General features: G+C 49.7%; 22 protein-coding genes and 2 tRNA genes. 2 read left to right on the top strand and 22 right to left on the bottom strand.

Annotation, left to right across the window (positions count from 1 at the left end; translation table 11 throughout):
• Nucleotides 1-38 precede the first annotated feature (38 nt).
• The 22 genes from LLG96_03370 to LLG96_03265 form a co-directional block, all read right to left on the bottom strand.
• Nucleotides 39-1,433 (bottom strand): glucose-6-phosphate isomerase, encoded by a 1,395-nt coding sequence (locus LLG96_03370; GenBank protein MCE5249238.1) that lies wholly within the window; start codon nt 1,431-1,433, stop codon nt 39-41.
• The gene (locus LLG96_03365; GenBank protein ID MCE5249237.1) at nt 1,411-2,259 is read right to left on the bottom strand and encodes a lipoate--protein ligase family protein; all 849 of its coding nucleotides are present in this window, start codon (nt 2,257-2,259) and stop codon (nt 1,411-1,413) included. Before LLG96_03365 ends, LLG96_03370 begins: the two co-directional genes overlap by 23 nt.
• 83 nt (nt 2,260-2,342) lie before the next feature.
• Nucleotides 2,343-3,488 carry an acyl-CoA dehydrogenase family protein gene (locus LLG96_03360; GenBank protein MCE5249236.1) on the bottom strand — a complete coding sequence of 382 codons (1,146 nt, stop codon included), beginning with the start codon at nt 3,486-3,488 and terminating at the stop codon, nt 2,343-2,345.
• 103 nt (nt 3,489-3,591) lie between these two features.
• Complete coding sequence (rnc, locus tag LLG96_03355; GenBank protein MCE5249235.1) at nt 3,592-4,344, bottom strand: ribonuclease III; 753 nt, start codon at nt 4,342-4,344, stop codon at nt 3,592-3,594.
• A gap of 3 nt (nt 4,345-4,347) precedes the next feature.
• On the bottom strand, nt 4,348-5,595 hold the full coding sequence (fabF, locus tag LLG96_03350; protein ID MCE5249234.1) for a beta-ketoacyl-ACP synthase II: 1,248 nt from the start codon (nt 5,593-5,595) through the stop codon (nt 4,348-4,350).
• Between the two features lie 119 nt (nt 5,596-5,714).
• A complete protein-coding gene (locus LLG96_03345) occupies nt 5,715-5,951 on the bottom strand; it encodes an acyl carrier protein (protein MCE5249233.1) in 237 nt (78 codons plus the stop codon).
• 65 nt (nt 5,952-6,016) lie between these two features.
• Entirely contained in the window at nt 6,017-6,760 is a 744-nt protein-coding gene (gene fabG, locus LLG96_03340) for a 3-oxoacyl-[acyl-carrier-protein] reductase (GenBank protein MCE5249232.1), read from the bottom strand.
• Nucleotides 6,757-7,671 (bottom strand): ACP S-malonyltransferase, encoded by a 915-nt coding sequence (fabD, locus tag LLG96_03335; protein MCE5249231.1) that lies wholly within the window; start codon nt 7,669-7,671, stop codon nt 6,757-6,759. The genes fabG and fabD overlap by 4 nt, the downstream gene beginning before the upstream one ends.
• 51 nt (nt 7,672-7,722) lie before the next feature.
• The gene (locus LLG96_03330) at nt 7,723-8,706 is read right to left on the bottom strand and encodes a ketoacyl-ACP synthase III (protein MCE5249230.1); all 984 of its coding nucleotides are present in this window, start codon (nt 8,704-8,706) and stop codon (nt 7,723-7,725) included.
• Nucleotides 8,699-9,751 carry a phosphate acyltransferase PlsX gene (plsX, locus tag LLG96_03325; protein MCE5249229.1) on the bottom strand — a complete coding sequence of 351 codons (1,053 nt, stop codon included), beginning with the start codon at nt 9,749-9,751 and terminating at the stop codon, nt 8,699-8,701. The genes LLG96_03330 and plsX overlap by 8 nt, the downstream gene beginning before the upstream one ends.
• Nucleotides 9,752-9,778: 27 nt before the next feature.
• A complete protein-coding gene (gene rpmF / locus LLG96_03320; GenBank protein ID MCE5249228.1) occupies nt 9,779-9,961 on the bottom strand; it encodes a 50S ribosomal protein L32 in 183 nt (60 codons plus the stop codon).
• A gap of 33 nt (nt 9,962-9,994) precedes the next feature.
• Nucleotides 9,995-10,546: a DUF177 domain-containing protein gene (locus tag LLG96_03315; GenBank protein MCE5249227.1), complete on the bottom strand. Its 552-nt coding sequence runs from the start codon at nt 10,544-10,546 to the stop codon at nt 9,995-9,997.
• Nucleotides 10,547-10,662: 116 nt separating this feature from the next.
• On the bottom strand, nt 10,663-11,082 hold the full coding sequence (gene ndk / locus LLG96_03310) for a nucleoside-diphosphate kinase (protein ID MCE5249226.1): 420 nt from the start codon (nt 11,080-11,082) through the stop codon (nt 10,663-10,665).
• Nucleotides 11,083-11,201: 119 nt separating this feature from the next.
• Nucleotides 11,202-12,788 carry a gamma-glutamyltransferase family protein gene (locus LLG96_03305; GenBank protein ID MCE5249225.1) on the bottom strand — a complete coding sequence of 529 codons (1,587 nt, stop codon included), beginning with the start codon at nt 12,786-12,788 and terminating at the stop codon, nt 11,202-11,204.
• Between the two features lie 26 nt (nt 12,789-12,814).
• Entirely contained in the window at nt 12,815-13,096 is a 282-nt protein-coding gene (locus tag LLG96_03300; GenBank protein MCE5249224.1) for an Lrp/AsnC ligand binding domain-containing protein, read from the bottom strand.
• A 134-nt stretch (nt 13,097-13,230) separates the two neighbouring features.
• Nucleotides 13,231-13,320 (bottom strand) — tRNA-Ser (locus tag LLG96_03295).
• A gap of 208 nt (nt 13,321-13,528) precedes the next feature.
• A complete protein-coding gene (locus LLG96_03290) occupies nt 13,529-13,819 on the bottom strand; it encodes a helix-hairpin-helix domain-containing protein (protein MCE5249223.1) in 291 nt (96 codons plus the stop codon).
• A 118-nt stretch (nt 13,820-13,937) separates the two neighbouring features.
• Nucleotides 13,938-14,026, bottom strand: a tRNA-Ser gene (locus LLG96_03285).
• Between the two features lie 141 nt (nt 14,027-14,167).
• Nucleotides 14,168-14,647 carry a tRNA adenosine(34) deaminase TadA gene (gene tadA, locus LLG96_03280; protein ID MCE5249222.1) on the bottom strand — a complete coding sequence of 160 codons (480 nt, stop codon included), beginning with the start codon at nt 14,645-14,647 and terminating at the stop codon, nt 14,168-14,170.
• A 147-nt stretch (nt 14,648-14,794) separates the two neighbouring features.
• A complete protein-coding gene (locus tag LLG96_03275) occupies nt 14,795-14,998 on the bottom strand; it encodes a hypothetical protein (protein ID MCE5249221.1) in 204 nt (67 codons plus the stop codon).
• A 280-nt stretch (nt 14,999-15,278) separates the two neighbouring features.
• The gene (locus LLG96_03270; protein ID MCE5249220.1) at nt 15,279-16,853 is read right to left on the bottom strand and encodes a sodium/solute symporter; all 1,575 of its coding nucleotides are present in this window, start codon (nt 16,851-16,853) and stop codon (nt 15,279-15,281) included.
• Between the two features lie 120 nt (nt 16,854-16,973).
• Nucleotides 16,974-18,170 (bottom strand): hypothetical protein, encoded by a 1,197-nt coding sequence (locus tag LLG96_03265; protein ID MCE5249219.1) that lies wholly within the window; start codon nt 18,168-18,170, stop codon nt 16,974-16,976.
• A gap of 662 nt (nt 18,171-18,832) precedes the next feature.
• On the opposite strand from LLG96_03265, the gene LLG96_03260 reads away from it, so the two are divergent.
• Together LLG96_03260 and LLG96_03255 are read left to right on the top strand one after the other, a co-directional pair.
• The gene (locus LLG96_03260) at nt 18,833-20,938 is read left to right on the top strand and encodes a T9SS type A sorting domain-containing protein (protein ID MCE5249218.1); all 2,106 of its coding nucleotides are present in this window, start codon (nt 18,833-18,835) and stop codon (nt 20,936-20,938) included.
• A 9-nt stretch (nt 20,939-20,947) separates the two neighbouring features.
• Nucleotides 20,948-22,609, top strand: a complete 1,662-nt coding sequence (locus LLG96_03255) for a carboxypeptidase-like regulatory domain-containing protein (protein ID MCE5249217.1) — start codon at nt 20,948-20,950, stop codon at nt 22,607-22,609.
• Nucleotides 22,610-23,130: the final 521 nt, after the last annotated feature.

The raw sequence follows: 23,130 nt of genomic DNA, 5'->3' as shown, positions 1-23,130 counted from the left end.
ATCTCTTTGTCCCTTTGTCACTCTGGTTCTTTGCCACTTTACTTAACATACCGTGTATCCCCACCGAGTCCCTTCCTGATTTCGGCGGCTTTCGCTTCATATCCGGGACGTCCCATGAGCGCGAACGCGGCGATTTTTCCGGCCTCAACCCCCGGCTGGTCGAGCGGGTTGATATGGTACAATCCGCCCGAAAACACGGTCGCCGTCTGAAACGCGTACAAAAATTGCCCGACGGTGGACGGCGTGACTTCGGGAAAAGTTATAGTCATATTAGGTCGCTGAGCCGATGTGAGGGCGTACACGGTGCCGAGGCGCTCCGCTTCGATAAGCTCGGCCATGGAACGTCCCCCGAGGTACTCGAGCGAGGACATTTTTTCGTACGACGGCTCCATGGGAAGCTTCTGTCTGAACGCGCCGACCGCAAGGATGGTAAACACCTTGTCGAAGGGTCCCTCGACATAGAGCTGCACCTGTGAATGCTGATCCGTTACACCGAGCGCCTTGACCGGTGTCGGACCGACATTAACCACGGCGCCGTCCAGATCGACCTTCTTCCCGAGGCTTTCCGCCCAGAGCTGACGGTACCAGTCCGCAAGACCGTAGAGCGCGTTCGAATACGGCATCATGACCGAAATACGCTTCCCCCGCGCGGTGTCGAGCAGGTACTGGTACAGGGAATACAGGTATACGGGATTGTCCATGACACCGGCGGAATCGAGACGTTTTTTCATCACCGCGGCGCCGTCGAGGAGTCCGGTAATGTCGATACCGGCGCAGGCAGCGGGAAGAAGTCCCACAGGGGTCAGAACCGAGAAGCGTCCACCGACGCCGTCCGGCACCTCGAATGAATCGATATGTTCGCTGTCGGCGATTTTTCTGAGATCGCCCTTCGCATGGTCGGTCGTGATGACGATATGATCCCTCCACGAGGCACCGACTGTCTTTTCGAGGGCGGTTTTCACGAGGAGGAACGTTCCCATGGTCTCGGCGGTCGAGCCGGACTTGGTAATGATGTTGTAGAGCGTTTTCCGGGGTTCGCAGACATCGAGCATGCCGTAAAGGTAATCGGGATCGATATTGTCGGCGAAGAACATTCGCATCCCGTTTGTTTTACGGTCTCCCAGCAGATTGTGGAATGGGTGACGGAGCGCCATGACAAGCGCCTGAGCGCCGAGAGCCGATCCTCCTATCCCGACGTTGATGAAATTCTCGAAATGTCCCAGAGCTTTCCCGGCGTACCGGATCAGTGGCTGAATATCAGCGGCGGGGAGATCGCGGTACGGAAGACCGCCGTTTTTATACTGCCGCTCAATGTCGGCATCCACATCGCGGGCTTTTTTGATACTCGAATCGATAAGACTGTCGGGAATACCCTGCTCGCCGACCTTACTTTCGGTGAGATTGGAAAAATCAAACACGAGTTCGTTTTTCATATCCCAGAATCCATCCTTTCGAACCATAATATTCCGTTGCGAGACGTTCGGCCAGTGAAAGCTCTTCCCGCGAGGGCACAGCGACAGCGACATCGCCGTCCACCGCGCGGGAAAACGCATCGAGAAGGGACTTCCTGAGCATGTCATCAGAAAATGATATATCGACATGCGCTTTCACAAACGTCGACTTTTCATTAACATGTTCGGCGAGCCATTCGGTAAGCGAATGATCCCGTACGTAACGGGCGATTTTTTCCTGCCCGGGTCCGGTAAGAATGGAGCCGTGCTGAAGGAAAACCGTACCGAACCTCCGCTGTGCGCTGCCGGCGATTTTTTTCCCGCCGCAGGTGATCTCATACCGTGAAGTGCTCAGGAAGCAGGGATTGTGCATTGCATGGGGAGCCGCCTCACGGCCGGTTCTGCCGCTTTCGATCGATGCATTTACTCCCACCGCATTGAGAGCGTCGCAGAGCACACGGCTGACGGAACTATAGCTTTCCATGATGGAGCCGCCGAAACGGGGATCATCGACGGGCGCGACAACTGCATACGCGATCTCTTCATCGTGATATACGGCCCTGCCGCCGGTCGGGCGCTTCGTGACATCGATGCCGTCCCCGATACACCGTTCAAAATCGACCGCCTCGTCAGCCGGCTGGGAATAGCCGAGAGTGATGGCGGGAGGCGCCCAGCCGTAAACCCTGAAAGTCGGTGGTGAAGCTCCGCATTTTACCTGATGCATGACAGCTTCATCAAAGGCCATATTAAAAAAGGCGCTTCCTTTTTCCATGTCAAGAAAGCGCCATGTTGTTCCCTGTGTAGTCATGTTTCCCTTGGAAGCCGCGGTTTATTGTTAAAGCACATACTCATTCAAAACAACGTGTACATAATCCATGCACAATCATTATCTCAATATTTTTTAAGGAGTTCGAGACCGATGACATGACGCATGATCTGATTCGTTCCCTCGTATATCTGGGTGATTTTGGCGTCGCGCATCATCTTTTCAACCGGGTACTCCTTCATGTATCCGCTTCCGCCCATGAGCTGAACCGCATCGGTTGTAACCTCCATGGCCATGTCCGCGGGAATGAGCTTGCTCATTGCCGCTGCGAGGGTGATGTCTTTTGCCCCCGAATCGATCATCCGGGCCGTCGCATATACGAGCGCGCGGGACATCTCGATCTTCGAAGCCATGTCAGCGAGCATGAACTGCACGCCCTGAAAGGAGCTGACCGGTTTGCCGAACTGTTCGCGCTGCTTGACAAAGGCTATCGCTTCCTCGAAAGCCGACTGGGCGATACCGACAGCCTGCGCCCCGATTCCGGGCCTCGAATTGTCGAACACACGCATCGCGATGATAAAGCCCATGCCTTCGCGCCCGATAAGATTGTCCTTGTGCACACGGCAGTCCTGGAATACGAGCTCGCTCGTCGCGGAAGCCCGGATTCCCATCTTGTTCTCTTTTTTCCCGAACGTGAAGCCGGGGGTGTCCTTTTCGACAATGAACGCGGAAGCGCCGCGGGGGCCTTTTGACCTGTCGGTTATCGCGAATACACTGTATATCTCGGCTACACCGCCGTTCGTTATCCACTGCTTCGTGCCGTTGAGAATGTAATGATCGCCGTCCTTCACAGCGGTCGTTTCGATCCCGCCGACATCGGACCCCGCATTTGCCTCGGTAAGTCCGAATGCCGCAAGCCGTTTACCGGCGGCGATATCGGGCAGAAAACGTTTTTTCTGTTCAGCGCTGCCGAACAGGACGATCGGGTAGGTTCCGAGACCCGTGCCGCCATACGCCAGCGCAATTCCGCCGCAGCCGCGGGAGAGCTCTTCGAGGACGATCACGTTCTCAAGTGCGCCGCCTCCAAATCCGCCGTATTCCTCGGGAATACAGACCCCGAAAATATCGGCCTGCCTCAGGACCTCCACGATGTCCCAGGGAAACGTTGCATCTTCGTCATATTTGGCTCTGACCGGCTTTATATGTTCTTCGGCGATTTCACGGCACGCATCGCGAATCATTTTCTGGTCTTCATTCAACAGATAATCGATCATCGAATCCTCACTTTCCCGCATCCGGGCATCACATCATCAGACTTTATGAAGGCATATACATTTTCATGGAACGGCAGGAATATCATCAAATCCGCCCGTATCACTCCGTTTTCCGGCTCCGTTTCATAAGATGAGCAAGACCCGCTTCTGCGGCTTTCTGCTGCGCCGATTTTTTATTTTTTCCCTTGCCGATACCGTAAGAACGGTCTTTGATGAATACCTCAACGGTGAACATTTTATCGTGATCCGGGCCTTCGGCGGAAACAGTCTTGTAAACCGGGTGTCCGAGCTTCTTCGCCTGCGTATATTCAAGAAGAAGGCTCTTGTAGTTCTTCTGCACCTCTCCGAGCACATAATCAATTTCGTCAAGCATGGTGGTTCTGATAAACGCCCGCGATGCCTCGATTCCCCCATCGAGGTAAATCGCGCCGATTATGGCTTCATAGGTGTCGGCGATCAACGAGATTCGTTTCCGGCCTCCCGAGCCCTCCTCGGAATCGCTGAGCAGGATAAACCGGTCAAGGCCTATCCTTTTCCCGATAACAGCCGCCGATGTTTTACTCACAAGGGCGCTTTTCAGCTTGGTCAGCTCGCCTTCCTGAAATGAAGGGTTCATCATAAACAGAAAGTGCGATACGATCATGTTCAGAACGGAATCCCCTAAAAACTCGAGCCGCTCATTCGAAAGATCGACATTCCCGTCAATGGCCTGGGAATATGACCGGTGTTTCAGGCTTATGTAAAGAAGGGACGTATCGACAAAATGATACCCGATAGCCGACTCGACAGCTTCAATGTTGAACGGCAGCCTGTCACGTCTGAACAGTCTTTTCAGCCACCACATCATACCCATACGTTATTCAGAATACTTTTTGACAGCAAGTGTGGCATTATGACCGCCAAATCCGAATGAATTTGACAGCGCAAAATTCACCGTTTTATTAACAGATTTGTTCGGTGTGCAATTCAGATCACACTCCGGGTCCTGATTCTCACAATTAATCGTCGGTGTCACTATTCCATGCTTAACCGTAAGAATCGTGGTGATCAATTCGACAGCGCCAGCCGCTCCGAGAAGATGCCCGATCATCGATTTAGTGGAGGAAAGCGTCAATCCATATGCTTTTTCTCCGAAGGCGCGTTTGATGGCATTGACCTCGGCTACATCACCGGCGGGTGTCGACGGGCAATGGCAGTTGATATAGTCAACATCATCTTTGGTCATACCCGATTTCTCAATAGCTATCTCCATCGCACGGGCAGCGCCGATACCATCCGGGTGCGGAGCGGTAACATGATATGCATCACCAGTAAAACCCGCGCCGGTCATTTCGGCGTAAATCGTCGCACCCCGTTTTTTAGCATGTTCGAGCTCCTCGAGAACAAGTATACCTGAGCCTTCGCCCATGACAAAGCCGTCCCTGTTCACATCGAATGGTCTCGATGCCCTCTGGGGATCGTCATTCCGCCGCGAGAGAGCCTGGATGTTGATAAAGCCCGCAAGAGAGGTCGGTGAAACAGCGCCTTCGGTGCCACCGGTTATCATGACATCCGCATCCCCGCGAACGATGGTATTATACGATTCGCCGATAGCATGAGCCCCCGAGGCGCATGCCGATGTAGTCGTGTAATTCGGGCCCCTCAAACCATACCGCATGGCAATGTATCCCGGCGCGATATCGGTTATCATGCCCGCAATGTAAAACGCGGATACCCGTGATGGTCCCTTGGTCAGGTATGTTTCAACCGTTTTTTCGAGAATATTGATTCCACCGATTCCGGAACCGACGATCACACCGATACGGAAGGGGTCCTCGTTATCGAAATCAAGTCTGCTGCTTTTTACTGCTTCAAATGAAGCATACAATGCATACTGGGTGAACGAATCCATGCGCCGGGTTTCACGGGCTTCGATAACGGATTCAGGATTGAAATCCTTGATCTCGCCCGCGATACGTGTTTTAAAATCGGTGGTATCAAACTTGGTAATAGTCGTGATGCCGCTTCTGCCCTCTATAAGTGCCTTCCAGAAATCACCAACATTGTTGCCAACCGGTGTAATAACGCCAAGACCTGTCACAACTACTCTTCGTTCATTTCCCATTTCGTTTCCTGACAGTTTATGTTTTTTTACCCGAGAATAAGGACGAAACCGACAGGCAAAAAACTATGATTTACGAAGTACGAAGTACGTTTTTTAATACCTGTCGGTCACTCATTCGCTTATTCAATACCTTTGCTTGTCAGATAGGTGATAACATCACCGACCGTTTTGAGTCTCTGGGCCTCGTCATCGGAAATTTCCATATCGAATTCTTCCTCGAAAGCCATGACCAACTCTACGGTATCAAGGGAATCTGCTCCCAGATCATCGATAAACGACGAATCTTTTGTCACCTTGCCAGCATCGACACCGAGCTGAGAAATCACGAGATTTTTAACTCTTTCTTCCAGATTCATTGTCAGTCCTCCGAATCAGTTTTTGTTAATGTTTCACAAAAATACCACCAGCACTCTTATCATTTTCACATTACCATGCCGCCATCGACACATATAACCTGGCCTGTTATATACGCAGCATCATCGGATGCAAGGAAAACAGCGGCTCCGGCCACATCCTCGGGCAACCCCGGCCTGTTGAGAGGTATAACCGTGAGGAATGCATCCTTTGCTTCCTGCGGCAGATGTTCGGTCATCTCCGTCTGTATGAAACCGGGGGCGATAGCGTTCACTGTGACAGACCGCGATGCGAATTCTTTTGCCATGGTTTTCGTCATGCCGATTATTCCGGCCTTGGAAGCCGAGTAATTCACCTGGCCGGGATTGCCTACCACACCGACGACCGAGGCAATATTTATTATACGGCCATAATGAGCTTTCAGCATCATTTTTATTACTGCTCTCGAAACCAGAAAAGTCCCGGTAAGATTAACCGAAATAACCGCATTCCAGTCCTCTGTTTTCATCCTGAGCATCAGATTGTCACGGGTGATGCCGGCATTATTAATCAGAATATCGATTTTTCCGAATTCATCCGCAATACTTTTTATGGCACTGTTTACACTCTCTTCATTGGCGACATTCATGACAAATGCCTTGACTATACCACCTTCCCCGGAAAGAACCTGTGCAGTGCGCTCCGCTGTTTCCGGATTGATATCGCACAGGGCGATCTGGGCGCCCTCCGAAACAAACCGCTGTGCGATAACCATTCCGATACCCTGTGCGCCTCCGGTTATAAGTGCTGTTTTCCCTTCAAGACGTTTCATAAAATCCCCCTGAGGCTGTCCGCATCGGATATTGATCGAACCGTCAACGACTCGTCGATCCGCTTAATCAGACCGGCAAGAACGTTTCCCGGGCCGATTTCATACACTTCTTCAATCCCATCCCGTATCATGGCCTGAACCGTCTCAGTCCATCTGACCGGAGAAGTCATCTGACGCACCATGAGCTGCCGTATCTGATCGGCAGATGTCACCGGAGCGGCGGTGACATTGGCATAGACCGGAATACGTGCATCGGTGACAGCGGCCGTATCGACCGATTCCGAAAAACTATCCCGGGCTTTTTCCATAAGCGGGGAATGAAACGCGCCGCTCACATTCAGGGGAAGCACGCGTTTCGCGCCATGTTCTTTAAGAACCATACCGGCATTTTCGACCGCTTTCTTTTCTCCCGAAATAACCTGCTGGAGCGGAGAATTATAATTTGCGACCACAACGGTGCCATCGATACCGGAGCATATGTCCGCCACGACTTCGGCGGACAGTCCGATAACAGCGCACATGGTGCCGTTTCCTTCGGGATCGGCGCTGTCCATGAGCCGTGCTCTTTCCGAGACAAGCCTGAAACCATCCCCGAAATCGTACACACCCGCCGCAAACCAGGCGCTGAACTCGCCGAGACTATGACCCGCGACCGCGGCAGGCTCGGTTCCGCCTGAAAGAAGAATACCGGTGATGGCTGCCTCGACCGTATAAAGCGCCGGCTGAGTATAGAGGGTTCGGGAGAGTTTTTCAACCGGCCCCCCGGAACAGAGCGCCGCCATGTCATATCCGGCAAGGCTGGAAGCCTGTTCAAAGACATCCGCCGCTTCAGGAAACGACGATATGAGAGAAACTCCCATACCGACTGTCTGTGAACCCTGTCCGGGATATAAAAATGCAGTTTTATTCATAAGCAGTCATTTATTTAAAAAGTGACAAAGTGATATGGGAACACAGGGATTTCAGTACTTTAACAGCGCCGACCCCCAGGTCATACCGCTGCCGAACGCCACAAGAACAACATTCTTACCTTCTCCGAGCAATCCCTCATTCCGGGCCTCGGTCATTGCAATCGGGATGGTTGCAGCGGATGTGTTACCATATTTATCAATATTAACGTACGCTTTTTCAGGAGGCATTTCAAGCTTTTTTGCAGTTGTCTGGATTATACGGCCATTCGCCTGATGAGGAATCAAGAGATCCATATCGTCAACCGTGAGATTGTTCCGTTTCAGAATATTATACACCGCTTCGGCCATCGACACGCTTGCCACCTTATAGAGCCCCTGACCGGTCATTTTGAGGTAATGCATCCTGTTACGGACCGTTTCCTCGCTTGCCGGAAAGCGTGAACCACCGCCCGGCATATAGAGAAGATCGGCGTTCGAGCCATCGGAATGAATCATGCAGTCGATAATTCTGCCGCCCCCGCCTTCGTTTGACACAACCGCTGCTCCGGCGCCATCGCCAAAAAGCACGCACGTATCGCGGTCAGTCCAGTCGATAACCCGTGAAAGAACCTCGGCGCCGATAACGAGAATATTTCGCGCGGCACCTGACGAAATCATCGCGGATGCAACGGCAAGACCATAAATAAAGCCTGTACAGGCAGCAGATATGTCGAACGCGGACGCATTTTTAGCGCCGATACTTTCCTGAACAAAACATGCAGTAGCGGGAAACGGCATTTCGGGACTCATGGTCGCAATGATGATGACATCGATGTCAACCGGTTCCCGGCCGGCTTTTTCGAGCGCTTTCAGTGCGGCTTCCGATGCGAGCGTGGCAGTTGTTTCGTGGTCTTCCGCGATGCAGCGTGTTACGATTCCGGTTCGTGATCTGATCCATTCATCCGAGGTATCAACCATTTTTTCGAGGCGATGGTTATCCCACACCTGGGACGGAACGGAAAATCCAAGGCCGGTGATTACAGGGTAATTAGTCATTATTTTTGAGGCTCTTTTTGGAAAGTTCACGTTTTATCTGCTCATTGGCATCTTTCAACACCAGCTGGCGGGCTACTCCGATAGCGTTTGAAATTGCAACAGGGGTCGAGTTACCGTGGCAAATGATCGAGATTCCGTCAACACCTAAAAGCGGAGCACCTCCATAGTCCTCCGGGCTCAACTGAGCCTTTATTTCCCTGAAAGCGGGCTTGAGTAAAAAAGCCCCGATCATACGGGGTATTTTCCTTGTAATATTTTTCCGGAGGGCATGAATGATGAACCCGAATATGCTCTCGCCGAATTTAAGGACGATGTTTCCTACAAAACCGTCGCATACAACGACATCCGTTGAACCTTTGAAAATATCTCGTCCCTCGACGTTTCCGATAAAATTCAGATCGGATTTTTCGAGGAGGTCATACGCCCCGATTGTCAGTTCATTCCCCTTGGTGCGTTCTTCACCGATACTGAGAAGCCCGACGCGGGGATTATCGTAACCCAGTACGCAGGAGACAAAAACCGAAGCCATCACCGCGAACTGAAAGAGATGCTCGGGTTTGCAATCAGTGTTCGCACCGGAATCGATAACCGCAACAACATTTTTCATTGAAGGGAAAAGAGTCATAATGGCAGGACGTGACACGCCGGTCAGTCTTCCCATGTATAACAGGGATGACGCCATCGCGGCTCCCGTATTACCGGCGGAAATAACCGCATCTGCTTCACCCGAGCGGCACAGTTTGTTGGCAACAACGATAGAGGCATTCTTCTTGGCACGAATCGCACGGGCCGGCGTATCGCACATCTCGATGATTTCGTTAGCGTGAACAACGCGAATTCTGTTCCTGAAAGCTTCTTTACCCGAATGACGTGTTTTTTTCGACGATTCCGGAAAAAACATGTTTTTCAGCGATTCACCAACCCGGGACTCATCACCGACAAGCGCAATTTCAACGTCAGGATATTTTTCGACAGCGCAGATACTTCCCTCGACAGGAACATCGGGAACAATGTCGCCGCCCATCGCATCGACAGCTATTCGTATGACCTTTCCAGCCATATCAGAAACCAATTATGCTTCAGCGGGTTCGATAACCTGCCTGTTTTTGTAATATCCACAGCCAGGACATACACGGTGAGGCATAACAGGCTGACCACAGTGATCACATGTTGCTATCGAGGGTAATTTTGCATTCCAGTGGGATCGGCGCATTCCTTTTCGCGATTTCGATGTCTTTCTCTTTGGAACTGCCATGTAACACTCCTTTCATATTAACAACAAGCACAGTTATTTTTCCATATTTTTATCGAACAAACCCGATAACGACTGCCAGCGCGGATCGGTACGTTTTTCACTGCATCCGCAATCCCCCGTGTTCAGGTTATGTCCGCAGACAGAACACAATCCCTTGCAGCTCTCGCTGCATACCGGTTTAAGGGGAACCGACAGGATGACGGCATCACGGACGAGCTCCGCAATGTCCATCGAATTTTCATCATGCGGGAGGTAAATCAGATTTTCCTCATCCAATTCCTCTCCCTCATTGGAACCTTCGGGCGCTGTTTCCCCGATCTTCAGCCTGCGAACGACAAATGAAAAATTTTCTTCGATGTCCTGCAGAAACGGCTCCACACACCGTGAACAATCCATTTCGAGAACCGCCTTCACCTTCCCCTCCACATAAACAAACTCTTCGCTCCTGTGGAGGCGACAGTTCACTTTAATGGGTCCGTCCACTCTGGTATACACATCATCGAATGCTATATCGATTTCCTGGGGATCGCATTCGACTGAAATATGATCGTTTTCGTCAATTGTGCCAAAAAGATCAATTTTCATTTTAAATATCCTTTAATTATACGAAATATTCATGTCAATGTCAAGTCGATTATTTCCGTCAAAACTGTTGTTTTTCCAGACATATAGTTTTACTAACTCCCGATATCGTGAAAAGTTCATTGTTTTTTTTCACTCTGTCTGCCGAACATGATCGATATTTCCTTTTCGGCGTTTTCATTCGAGTCCGAGGCATGCACCGCATTTTCGGTTATACTGAGACCATAGAGCTTACGAATCGTTCCCTTTGCGGCTTTTTCGGGGTCGGTATTTCCAATCACACTGCGAACATACTCGACACAGTTTTCATGTTCAAGTATAACAGCCACTATGGGGCCGGAAGTCATGAATGTAACGAGCCGGTCATAAAAAGATTTCCCGCGGTGTATCGCATAAAATGTCTCAGCACGTTCTCTGGTGAGTGTCAACATGCGCATGTCCCTGATGACAAGACCCTTCTCTTCCAAAGCATCGAGCACCGCTCCGATCTTATGAATTCTCACAACATTCGGTTTTACCAACAGCAGCGTTCTGTCCACCGATAATTCTCCTTTTTTACCAGAAACCTTATACCCGGATTTATCTGAAAATATTCATAGATAATTTCACAGTGGTTTTTCTCATGTACTAGTTGATTTCATCACACGAACAACTTTCGTTAAAATCCGACCGCACAGCCGTCCTTACGGTGGTCGGAGCCGGCGCAGTAACCGTTATCGAGTTTGTAAATAAGCTGTGCTCCCCCGAAATACCGCGGTTCGAGTATTTTTATACGGTGTCCCCGGGCGCTTAATTCATCGAGAACACCGGATTTTATTCCCGGCTCAAATCCCACATCGAGGCCACTGAACACCTGCCAGCGCGGCGCATCGGATGCAGCCTGTGGATTCTGCCCGTACTCGAAAATCCTGAGCATCATCTGAACATGCCCCTGTGGCTGCATATGACCACCCATGACTCCGAAACTCATGAGCGGCTGGCCGTTTCTCGTCACAAATGCGGGGATGATGGTATGATATGGACGTTTTTTCCCGGCAACCCGGTTCGGGTGTCCTTTCTCGAGAGTAAAGCACGAACCGCGGTTCTGAAGAGCGATCCCGGTGCCCGGAACAACAATTCCAGAGCCGAAGCCCATGTAGTTCGACTGGATAAAGGACACCATCATGCCCCTGGCATCGGCGGCAGCCAGATAAACGGTCCCGCCTTTGAAGGATTCACCGCACAGAGGATTTTTTGCCCGTTTCATGTCGATCGTTTCCGCACGCCCGGAAAGGTAATCCGGATCGAGCATGTCACAGGGAGCGAGCTCCATGAAGGCAGGATCGGATACATAACGATGCGTATCGGCGAACGCAAGTTTCATTGCTTCAATCTGGAGGTGCAGGCTGTCTGCGGAATCAACCGGGTACTTCCCGGGATTCCGGTGCCGAAGGATACCCAGCGCGATAAGCGCGGCAATCCCCTGCCCGTTCGGGGGTATTTCATGAAGCGTGATATCCCCGTAATCGAGAGACAGGGGATCCACCCAGTCGGCGCGGTGCTCCGCAAGGTCTTCCATGGTCATCAGCCCGCCGGTTGCCTTAGCATAGGCGACGATTTTTTCCGCCAGGTCGCCACGGTACAACGCCTCGCCGCGCGTATCGCGGATATGTTTCAGCGACATGGCATGGTCATGGAAACATACCGTTTCACCGGCTTTCGGGGCGCGACCACCGGGTAAAAAAACATCAGCGAATTCCGGGAACCCGCGGTAACGCTTTTTCGCTTCCTGCCACCTGAGTGCGGTAATCGGCGACACCATAAATCCGTTTTCGGCATAATCGAGTGCGGATTTGAACAGAATCTCAAACGGCACACTTCCGAAGCGGTCGGAAAGGGCGATCCATGCGGAAACGGCGCCCGGAACAGTCGTCGGACCCCATCCCAGCTCGGGCATCGCTTCCATTCCGTCAAAATGCTCCGGTTTCAGCGCGGCGGGCGATCTCCCGGAAGCATTGAGCCCATGAAGCTTTTCACCATCCCATACGAGGGCGAATGCATCGCTTCCCAGACCGTTGTTGTTGGGTTCGACCACGGTGAGTGTTATGGCAGCCGCCAAAGCAGCATCAACGGCATTTCCGCATTTCCGGAGCATTCTCAATCCTGCCTGGGCCGCAAGCGGCTGGGATGTCGCCACGATATTACGTGCGAGCAGAGGCATGCGCTGGGAAGGATACGGAAAATCAAAGGTAAAATGGTTCATGATAATCCCGCGTAAAAGTATGGTTACACTCAGCCCTCAAGACCGATTGAGAACATACTTTCGAGATCATGACGGGAAAATACTTTAAACGCCAGCAGTGTCTCCGAAGTCAGAATACCCTTCACCTTGAGCATGTGATCGGTTACGAGCTCGGCGAGTTTCTCGTTGTTTTTCACACGCAGCACAGCCACGAGATCGAACCGTCCGCCAACGGAATAGACTTCCGACACGCCTTTCATTGCGGTGAGGTTGTCCGCCACTTCGTTGATCCTGCCACGTTCGACGGTTAAAAGCACAACAGCAGTTACCATGGGAGAACTCCTTTTCTTCAGATACCCGGGGGATTCGTCCTCATTGAGTCGCTGGAACTGTAATATAGTGTACCATATTTCGGAGGAAAAGTATAGCGGTTTCATGCACAGCGTGATTCGAAACGAAGACATCATGGCGGAGAGGGAGGGATTCGAACCCTCGACTGGGGTTACCAGTACACGATTTCCAGTCGTGCTCCTTCGGCCAGCTCGGACACCTCTCCGTTAAACAGGGTCATGCACAACATTTCAAGGCATGACATCATGACAAAGATCTATGTAACTTGAGTACAGATAATAATATATTCGATTATATGTTCTCTGGCGGAGTGCATTCGAAAATATTCGAACAGATTTCGCCCCAAAATAGTAGGTTGGGTGAAATTCCCCCTTCCATCTTCCGAAGAAGCGAACCCTTCGGACCGGACGATTTCATGTTTTTCTTTTAAGGCGCTCCTTTTTATCTTTCCAGTTCCACCATTTTAATTTTTCAACATCACGGCCACCTTCTGCAAAATATACTGCACATCGAAATGCGTACAATACGCATCTATCCTGGATTGTGCCGGCATATTCATTAGAAAGTTCATACAGGTTTTCGGGATTCTTTCCCTTAAGATCATTGACAGTGTTAATACCGATATTTCGTAAATCATCAGCCATCGATTTTCCAATGCCCGGTATTACTGTCAGCGAATCTGTTTTAGACTTAAGTGAATTCATAATGGCAAATCAAAATTATCATGTTTATCGGATTTTACTGACGACTGTATATAATCTCAACCAAATGCCCACCGAAACTTCTAAACGGTATAATCTCTTCACAATTTATTCCCGAAATTGGCGGAGAGGCAGGGATTCGAACCCTGGGATGGCAAAGCCATCAACGGTTTTCGAGACCGCCCCATTCAACCGCTCTGGCACCTCTCCATCCCCGAAACAGCAAAACAATTAATCAGACAGGATTAACAGGATTTACAAGATTTTAATAAGACTTCTATAAATCGTATCGATCTATGTAAATCCGTGTTCTATGAAATCGTGTGAATGATCCGGGTTAGTTTATTTCCCTTACTTGTTGTTCTTGCGGAGCGAACGGAAAAACTCGCGCAGGATACCGGAACACTCCTGTTCCATGACACCGGAAATTGTCTCGACCCTGTGATTGAGCGCCCCGTCTCCGCATATGTCATAGATACTGCCGCATGCGCCCATTTTCGGGTCGGATGCGCCGTACACAAGCATCGGGATTCGCGCGAGCACAATCGCTCCGGCACACATTGGACAGGGTTCGAGGGTCACATACATGATCGTATCGATGAGCCGCTCATACCCGGTCGCTTCAGCGGCGGCGCCGATGGCAAGAATCTCGGCATGGGCTGTCGGGTCCCTGAGCGTCTCGACCCTGTTGCCGCCGCGGCCGATAATGACGCCCTCCCTGACGATTACCGCCCCGACCGGCGCCTCTCCAAGCCCCAAAGCGGTCTCAGCCTCGGCGAGCGCCCGTTTCATCCACCTGATATGCTCTTCGTCGTTATTCACAGTTTTCATGATAAATTTTGGCGCTTAAATATACAACATTGCAGTCGGTCACGTCAAGGCAATATGACAGAATCTGGCTGGCGATAATCGTCCATCGATTATACAACACTCACATATCAATACAATTTTTGAATTATATCTTCTTCGATCCCTGCATCACTTATTCATATTTCGTATGCCGAAATAGAGGCTCGATCCTCCCCCACCGATCAACAGCAGGCCTGCAAGCCAGTCAATGAGTGCATGTGGTCGTATCATATCATGAACGAGCGGGGTCAGGGCAACGAGAATTCCGAGGACGGTGAGGATGATGCCGTTTGGAATTGCGATATTGAGCTTGAAGGGATGATCGTCTTCCATGGTTATAATCCTGCGTTTATCGATATAAATTACTAGTATTTATAACAAGTTGCATTTGAACAGATAACATAATTAACCGTAATGATTCCAATAGATGCTGAAACAAGTTCAGCATGACAACTCACATGTCACCCTGAATTTATTTCAGGGTCTGTTACTTCACTTTATTACTTCACTGAACGCAATTTGGCATTAAGATATTTACATATAATACAAATCCACGTCAATCTGCCCGATCCACGTAAATCCGCGTTCTATCGAACCTCGTGAACCGATTGGTTCAAAACGCAAACGTCAGGAACGCATACATCGATACGGCTGCAATAAACAGCAGGACAGCCAGAAACTTCGGATTCTCGAAAAGCCGCCCGGGGGGCGCATCCTTTTGAGGTTCGGTAACCATATCCGGAGACTGTTCGTGTATAATCAGGCTTACCAGAACGGTAACCGCAACCGACCCGAGAAATGTCACCGAGGCGCGGAAATACATGGTATTCCCGGCTATGTTCGACAGTAACCCGAGAAAATCGAGCACAACAAGCACAAGCCCGATCGCGAATCCCGACAGCATCCCCCACAGTGCCCCGGTTTTACCGATGCGTTTCCAGAGAACACCGAGTAAAATGACCGCTGCAGAGGGCGGCATGATGGTGGCAAGGATTGACAGAGCCATGAGCATCATCCCGTGCCGCGCAAAGCTGAAGGCAACTGCGGTGAGAATTGCGGCGGTCGTAAATATCCCTCCGGCGACCGTGGAGGCGGTCAGATAATGCCTTGTCGAGCGGTTTTTCACGATCATACGTTTATAAATATCGGAGATAAACATCGTGCAGAACGCATTGATCTGGGAATCGGCGCTCGACAGGAATCCCGCCATGAGACCGACGATCGTAAGCCCGTACAGGCCGCGCGGCACCAGATCACGAATCAGCATGGGCATGGCGAAATCGTTGTTCGGCAGCCCCGGGTGAAGCTTGAGCGCCGCAATTCCCGGGATGACAATGATGAGCGGCGAAACGAGCGCATGCCAGAATCCGACACCGAGGTACGACACCGTCGAATCGTTCACACTCTTCGCCGACAGCGGCCGTTGAATGATCTGGGCTTCACTCGCCCAGTAGCTCATGGAAAGAAGAAACGCGCCTGAGAGAACGACCCCGATATGTCCGAACGGGCTGCCGGATGTCCAGACATCAGTGATTTCAGGAGGAGTTCCGGAGCGCATGCCCGTGATACCGCCCGCCGCCACCCATATCCGTGGAACGAGAAACAGGTAAGGGAAAAACATCAGCACCATCTGGAGCACATCGGTCGCCACCACCGCGCCGAATCCGCCGAGGAGTGTATAGGTTGCGGCAATCGCTGTCAGAACGACAATCGAGACATAGAGATTCCAGCCCACAAGGGTATGGAGAACAAGCGCGCCGGAATAAATGTACAGTCCGAGGTTGACGAGCATCCAGACGAATGCCCAGAGCATGCTGTAGATGTTTCCCACAGCAGGCGAATACCGCTTTCTCAGCCATTCGCCGAGGGTAAAAACGTTTGCTCCGCGAATCCGTCTGAGGAGAAAAAAGCTGAGAAATATGAGGATGAAACAGCTCAGGAGATTGCTGTGAACCATGACGAAACCCATGGCATACGCCGCTCCGACGCCGCCGATGAAATCATTCGTGTTAAAATTGGTGGCAATCGTTGAAACTGAAGCGACTATACCCGGAACTTTCCGTCCGGCGAGAAAGGAGTCGCCGAGATCAACTATCTTCCCCTTCATGTAGATTCCCCAGGCCAGAACGCCAACAACTAAGCATATCATCATAGCCCATTCGATGGGAAGCAGGTATCCGGGTTCCATCAGGAGTATCCTTTCACAGCATCAGAAGCTTTTCACATGGTGGTTCATCTCGTAAATTTCTCAATCACCGCGAGCATTGGAAAATCCATAACACCGTATCGATTCCGCCCGCTGCCCCTGTCACCGGTCACAGGGATATTTCCGTACGCGTTCCTCACGCTGCGGAATACCGAATATCTCACGTTTCTTTTTCAGGTAGTACCGGTATTTCTCGAGTGTGACATCCGCCGGGCAGAGATGATCGCAGTGAGGAATAAATCCGCCTTCCTCGACAAGGGGAGCAAGATATTCGAGCTCCCGGACGATGTCGTCCCCGCCAAGGGCGATCTTCCGCTTGTCGATGCCGCCCATGAGGAGAAGCTGGCGGCCGTACTTTTTCCGCAGCATCACGGGGTCTGACCCGCCTGCCCGCTCAAGGGGGAACATGATGTTCACTCCCCCATCGAGCCAGCCGTTTATAAGCGGCCCGATCCAGCCGTCGCAGTCAACAATCACCGTATCGATACCGTACCGTCGCAGGATATCAGTAATCTGACGGTAACGGGGAACAACGTGACTGCCGAAATACTCAGGAGAGATCATCGGCCCCATGTTGAAACAGATATCCTCCCAGAAATGGGCTGTCAGAACCTTTCCCTGCATAAGCGGCAGTGTCCGTTCGAGAACCGCACAGGTCAGATCGGCCAGATGCTGGATGATTTCATCGACAAGACCGGGATCGTCGTAAATCATGTAGCAGACTTCCTGGAATCCGACAAAATTACGGAGACGCCCAAAGAGTGAGCCGATATACAGCCATGACATATAGTCTTTGGAGAGCACGAAATCCATGTGCTCGGCCAGATTGTCCGGATAACGGCCGGGAGTGTCCGGGTCGAACCTCGGCTTGAAGACGGTTTCCCAGTCTTTACGGCTCTTCAGGGGATATTCGAGATGCTCGGGCATGGTTGTGACACCATCCGCCGGGACACGGCACAGAACATGATCGGCATCGTAGTAATAGCGGTATCCGTTCCGGATTTCTATTTCTTCGATAGTGAAATCGGGTTGGAGAAGGGTATTGACCGGAGGGCGATAACGCCGCTCAAAACCGAAATAGAGCTCCATCTGCTCGTGGGTGAGCACGGCATTTGAAGGTAAATAGCGGGATTCAAGACCAAAATGCGATTCCATGTTTCCGTGGATTCCGAGACCCGGAGGAAGACCTTCACTCTGCCAGAGTATGTGCATCTCTTCCCAATACCCGAACTCCATATCGACCACATGGTCGACCGGCTGGTAGTGCATACAGCGGTTGAACCGCTCGATTGATTTCATACTGCGTACCTCGATGTTTATTTATATAGAATTTAACCCGCAAGAATAGATTTTCAAGAAAATAGCACGAACATTCCCTGCATGCAATAATAAATACTTGCTTCGATAAAACATCACAAAAAGCAAGAACGGAAAAAAGTAGTATTGCAGGACATACATTTACAACGCAGAACATTCCTCACCGTCCTTTTCGGGTATATGCAGTGCATGGGCTTCCACCATGCCTGTACAGGAGACACATTCCTTTTAGAATACATAAAAACAAATTTATGACGCAGAAAATTATTATGCTCTAACATTAATACAATCATATAATTAAAAATGTTCATCCGCGGTACACCGAATGTCCGTTTTTGAACACTTCTTACGGTATGCGAAATTATTTATTATGGTATCATTATGTTATTGATGAACTTATATAAACCGGAACAGTTATTGCTCTTTTTTCGGATAGAATCCAAAAAAGGAATGTGCGGGGAAAATGAAACAATGATTTTAATAAGTCTATTGATGAGCACTAAAAATAACATATGAAACGGAAATATAGTAATGTATATTATACATATGGAACTAATTCCGCTCAAGCGAGTTAAATATTTGCAATAAAAAATACCCGGTTTTAACAGTATTATGAATATTTAATAACTCGACAGGATACTATGATGATAGAACGAATTATACAACCCAGATCGATCCCCGGGATTATCGCCGGTTTACTGATGATACTCGGGTCGGCCATCTGCAGCCAGGGCTCGGATCTGGCAGAAAAACCAACGTACGAAGAATTTATGCAGAAAGCCGCTGCGGACGCCATTAACTGGCCGCGGAAACTCAATCCCGTCCACGTTGTCGTCGTTTTTACCAAATTCAAAGGTGAAGCTCCCGGCGACACACTCGCACCCTCATGGGCAAAAGATTTATTCAGCGGAAATATCGGAAGCATACCGCATTTTTTCGATTCGGTCTCGTTCGGGCAGTACAAGGTAACCGGTGAATATCTTCCCAGACGATACGAGCTTCCCTCGGATTCATCGTATTATGACAATGTATTTACCTATTCTCATGATCTTGTCATGCAGCTCGATGCCGATCCGACAATAAACTTCGGGCTTTTTGACAATGAAGGCCCCGACGGTATCCCCAATTCGGGGGATGATGACGGGTATGTCGATTACATGATTTTCATGCCCAGGTCGCGGCCATATGATTTCATTCAGCAGCTCGCCACGGGAGTCATGTACCTTGGACTGATCGATCCTTATCGGACAAGCGACAGAAACAGGACGGGCGACCATATCATAATAGATAAAACATCGGGTTGTATTTCAACCGCCGCTACCAAAAACGAAGCAGTCGGCACGATCATTGCCGAGCTTGCCCATGCATACGGCGCCGTTGATCTCATGGATAAAACCTATGTCACACCCGAAAGCGATTCCTCGGGCCTCGGGTACTGGGACATACTCTCCCGCGGCGCCCTCGGATGGGATGAGCATGACGGCCCCGTCGGACCATCGGCATACAACCGTATCATGATGAATTGCGTCGGTCCATACAATGCCAACCTTGTTGATATTTACGGTATCCACCAGGGCGTGAGGATGAAAGATGTGGGTCATCCGGACGGGAAAATATTCCGTCTCTGGATTACCTCATCGGAATATTACCTTATTGAATACCGCAGTAAAATAGGCGGTAACTATTACGACCGTCAGATACCCAGGAGTGGAATTCTGATCTACCACGTTGACGAAAAAGGGAGTAACGTTACCGAAAAGGAAAAACTGGTCGACCTCGAGTGCGCCGATGGAAGATTTATCGATAAAGGCTATCCGTACGGCGAGATTCCCGATCCTTTGAAGGGCAGCGACAACCTCGATTTCTGGGCGCACGATTACACATATACCAGAAACCACTTCGGGAACCAGGGAGATGCAACTGATGTTTTTGACGGTGTAACGTTTAAAAACTTCGGTACCGAAACCAACCCGAATACATATTCGCATAAAACAAACAGGCCGACCGGCATTGAAATATACAACATCCACCCGGAAGGCGATGAAATGGTATTTGACTGTTACATCCCTCCCATACCGGACAGAACTCCGGACGATGCACCGACAATCGGCCTTGGATTCCAGAGATCCAACGCGTCATACAATAACCAGTATCTCACGAGTTGGATAAAAGAAATATATCTTGTCAATTTCGGATTAAGTGAAAAACCGGATATCCTTGTTACGATCAAAAACGATAATATGTACATCGATCCGCTCCATTTTATCAAATCCTATGAAGCACAGAAAGCGGTTGAACGGTATCTTCTCGCAGACAACACGGATAATTCAAATGTGCGGATTGCAAGGAAGTTCATATCACCGACCGAGTTTAACTCCATTATCAGTGATTTTGGAGCCAGACCGGGCGATCTCGGTTCAAGCGGCACCATTCGCTGGGTTCAGAAAGTATATGCGGAGACCGACAGCGAAACGCCGCCGGCTGTTATCGGTATCGATTTGATGCAGAATTATCCCAATCCCTTCAACAGTCAGACAACTGTATCATATATACTTTCAACCGGCGGTCCCGCGAGACTGGAAGTATATAACATTCTCGGTCAGCGGGTCATGCTTGTCGATCAGGGATTCAAGGAAGCGGGAATGCATTCATTGAGGCTCGATGCTTCAAACCTGCCTTCCGGAATGTATATGTATCGCCTGAGCGGGATGGCCCTGTCGGATATCAGAAAATTTACACTTATAAAGTGAGAGTGATATATGAAAACATACACACACATACTCCTGACACTTCTGGCCGGGACTTTTCTGTTGATATCGGGGTGCAGTGACAAAAAATCCGTTGACCCGGATAACACTTCAACCATTTATGTCCGGGTTACCAACGAATTCGGCGAGCCGATTGAGGGCGCGGTGGTTACAACCAGTCCGCAAACTCAGACAATCACTACGGATACGTCCGGTAACGCAACATTTAAAAACATCGTATCGCGAAGCTACAATGTTATCGTGAACAAAGCCGGTTCCCCTGAATTCAACCAGTATACCAAACTTGAAAGCACGAAAACCAGTGATCTGCATTTCATTATCATTTCTCAGCTTAAAGTATTCGTTAGAGATGAAGTTAATCGTCCGGCAAAGAACACCTCGATCATAACAAAACCGGAAACCCAGAATGCGGTCACCGATGATTCAGGAATTGCATATCTGACCAATGTACCGGTCCGTTCATATCAGGTGGTGATCGAGCGTTCCGGGTTGGCGCCTGTCAACAGTAATATAGTCCTTGATGCAGACAGCTATAAAGGCATTGATTTCGTTCTCACCTCCGAACCGCCGGTGATAACGATTTCCGAACCATCGGATAACTCTGTTTTCGGACCGTACAGTATCACTTTTAAAGGTACCGGTATCGATTATGAGGATGGCGAGCTCCCGGACAGCCAGCTTGTCTGGTCATCGAACCTCGATGGCAATCTCGGCGGCGGAAAACTCATCACCGTTGAAACACTCTCCGTGGGAAATCATATTATCACGTTTGAAGGTGTCGATTCCGACAATAAAACCAGCCGGTCAAAAATACTTATTGTCGTGGCAGATTACAATCCTGACTCCTATTTCCCGCTCCTGGAAAATTCCTCATGGAAATACCGTCATCTGACACCCACATTCTATGTTGTTAACGGCAATAATGTCAATGAATTATGGGAAATGAAAGACTTTACCATTTCCATCGATGATAAAAAAAGACGGAAATCGGTGATTGAATATGACATCACTATCGGCCTGGTTATCAAACATTTTCGTTATACGCTCATCGATACCATTGTGGAAGACAACAACAGCATTTATATCACCGAAACAACCGAGGAAACCCGTGAATGGAATGAAAGCGACGCCGATAAACCATATCTTATTATGAACATAACAACCGTGTATTCTCCGCGATACCTGATTCTTAAAAATATGACGAATCTCTCGGAAGAACTGTCATTCACCTCATCGACCAGAGCCGAAACCGAGTGGAGTTACATCTATTTCAACACACCTTCTTCAGTTTTCGCTGAATCGTTTGTTATTGATACGCAGACCGATATCAGTTCGCCCAAATTCGTCCAGACGGACAAAGGACTTTACAGCGCTGTCAATCTCACGATCACCACATCGAACTCGGTGAAAAACTGGTGGCTTACAAAAGGGCTCGGCCTTATACGCCTCGACTATTCAATGGCGGATCTCGAACACACTGCGGTGCTTCTCGATTCGGATATGCTCCGGTTCTATCGTGACAAACCTGTTGTTGGCGAAAGTAAGGCCGCAGTCATTCCATATACTGTCCCCGTGATGAATTTCCGTATCTCCCGAGAGACCGGAAAAGGATTGATGGAACTGAGAAACTTACTCAAATCAATGTGCCCGTAAGATACAGGCAGACCTGTTTACTCCGGTGCAGTATAGGATGGTATAGCTCCCGTTTTCAAGGGAACTCTACCCTGATTTCAGGTTGCAGCCGTACAGGTAACATAATTAACCATAGTAATTCCAAAAGATGCTGAGACTGGCTCGGCATGACGGTGCTCATGTCATCCTGAATTTATTTCAGCGCCTGTTGCACAGGTTATTACTTCACTTGACGTAACTTCATATAAGGGCAATTCATGATTGCCCTGCCACTCCTCAATAAACCGCGAAAATCCCTTTTACGCTTTCACTTCAATAATTTTTTTCAGATTCATGTAAAATTAAGTTAAGAAGAGAACCGTGAGTGCCGATTATTGATATAGAGCACGTTAAAAAAGGACAATTTCAGTATTCGACATAAACCGTTCATCTGCAGTAAGATTTGAGGGGGTGTAGCATGAAAAAGAACCATATCCAGTTTCTCACGGAAGAGGAAGTTCAGTTTCTTCTGGATGGTTTAAAGGAGCAGGCTCAGGAAAAAA

The sequence above is a fragment of the bacterium genome (assembly GCA_021372535.1).
In the GTDB taxonomy this organism is placed as follows: Bacteria; Latescibacterota; Latescibacteria; order Latescibacterales; family Latescibacteraceae; genus JAFGMP01.
This window is presented reverse-complemented; position numbering and strand designations above follow the sequence as displayed.

Coding starts and splice junctions, on each gene's coding strand:
- LLG96_03370 (MCE5249238.1), bottom strand. CDS start 1,433: ATGAAAAACGAACTCGTGTTTGATTTTTCCAATCTCACCGAAAGTAAG.
- LLG96_03365 (MCE5249237.1), bottom strand. CDS start 2,259: ATGACTACACAGGGAACAACATGGCGCTTTCTTGACATGGAAAAAGGA.
- rnc (MCE5249235.1), bottom strand. CDS start 4,344: ATGGGTATGATGTGGTGGCTGAAAAGACTGTTCAGACGTGACAGGCTG.
- fabF (MCE5249234.1), bottom strand. CDS start 5,595: ATGGGAAATGAACGAAGAGTAGTTGTGACAGGTCTTGGCGTTATTACA.
- LLG96_03345 (MCE5249233.1), bottom strand. CDS start 5,951: ATGAATCTGGAAGAAAGAGTTAAAAATCTCGTGATTTCTCAGCTCGGT.
- fabG (MCE5249232.1), bottom strand. CDS start 6,760: ATGAAACGTCTTGAAGGGAAAACAGCACTTATAACCGGAGGCGCACAG.
- fabD (MCE5249231.1), bottom strand. CDS start 7,671: ATGAATAAAACTGCATTTTTATATCCCGGACAGGGTTCACAGACAGTC.
- LLG96_03330 (MCE5249230.1), bottom strand. CDS start 8,706: ATGACTAATTACCCTGTAATCACCGGCCTTGGATTTTCCGTTCCGTCC.
- rpmF (MCE5249228.1), bottom strand. CDS start 9,961: ATGGCAGTTCCAAAGAGAAAGACATCGAAATCGCGAAAAGGAATGCGC.
- LLG96_03315 (MCE5249227.1), bottom strand. CDS start 10,546: ATGAAAATTGATCTTTTTGGCACAATTGACGAAAACGATCATATTTCA.
- LLG96_03300 (MCE5249224.1), bottom strand. CDS start 13,096: ATGGTAACTGCTGTTGTGCTTTTAACCGTCGAACGTGGCAGGATCAAC.
- LLG96_03290 (MCE5249223.1), bottom strand. CDS start 13,819: ATGAATTCACTTAAGTCTAAAACAGATTCGCTGACAGTAATACCGGGC.
- tadA (MCE5249222.1), bottom strand. CDS start 14,647: ATGAAAACTGTGAATAACGACGAAGAGCATATCAGGTGGATGAAACGG.
- LLG96_03275 (MCE5249221.1), bottom strand. CDS start 14,998: ATGGAAGACGATCATCCCTTCAAGCTCAATATCGCAATTCCAAACGGC.
- LLG96_03270 (MCE5249220.1), bottom strand. CDS start 16,853: ATGGAACCCGGATACCTGCTTCCCATCGAATGGGCTATGATGATATGC.
- LLG96_03265 (MCE5249219.1), bottom strand. CDS start 18,170: ATGAAATCAATCGAGCGGTTCAACCGCTGTATGCACTACCAGCCGGTC.
- LLG96_03260 (MCE5249218.1), top strand. CDS start 18,833: ATGATAGAACGAATTATACAACCCAGATCGATCCCCGGGATTATCGCC.
- LLG96_03255 (MCE5249217.1), top strand. CDS start 20,948: ATGAAAACATACACACACATACTCCTGACACTTCTGGCCGGGACTTTT.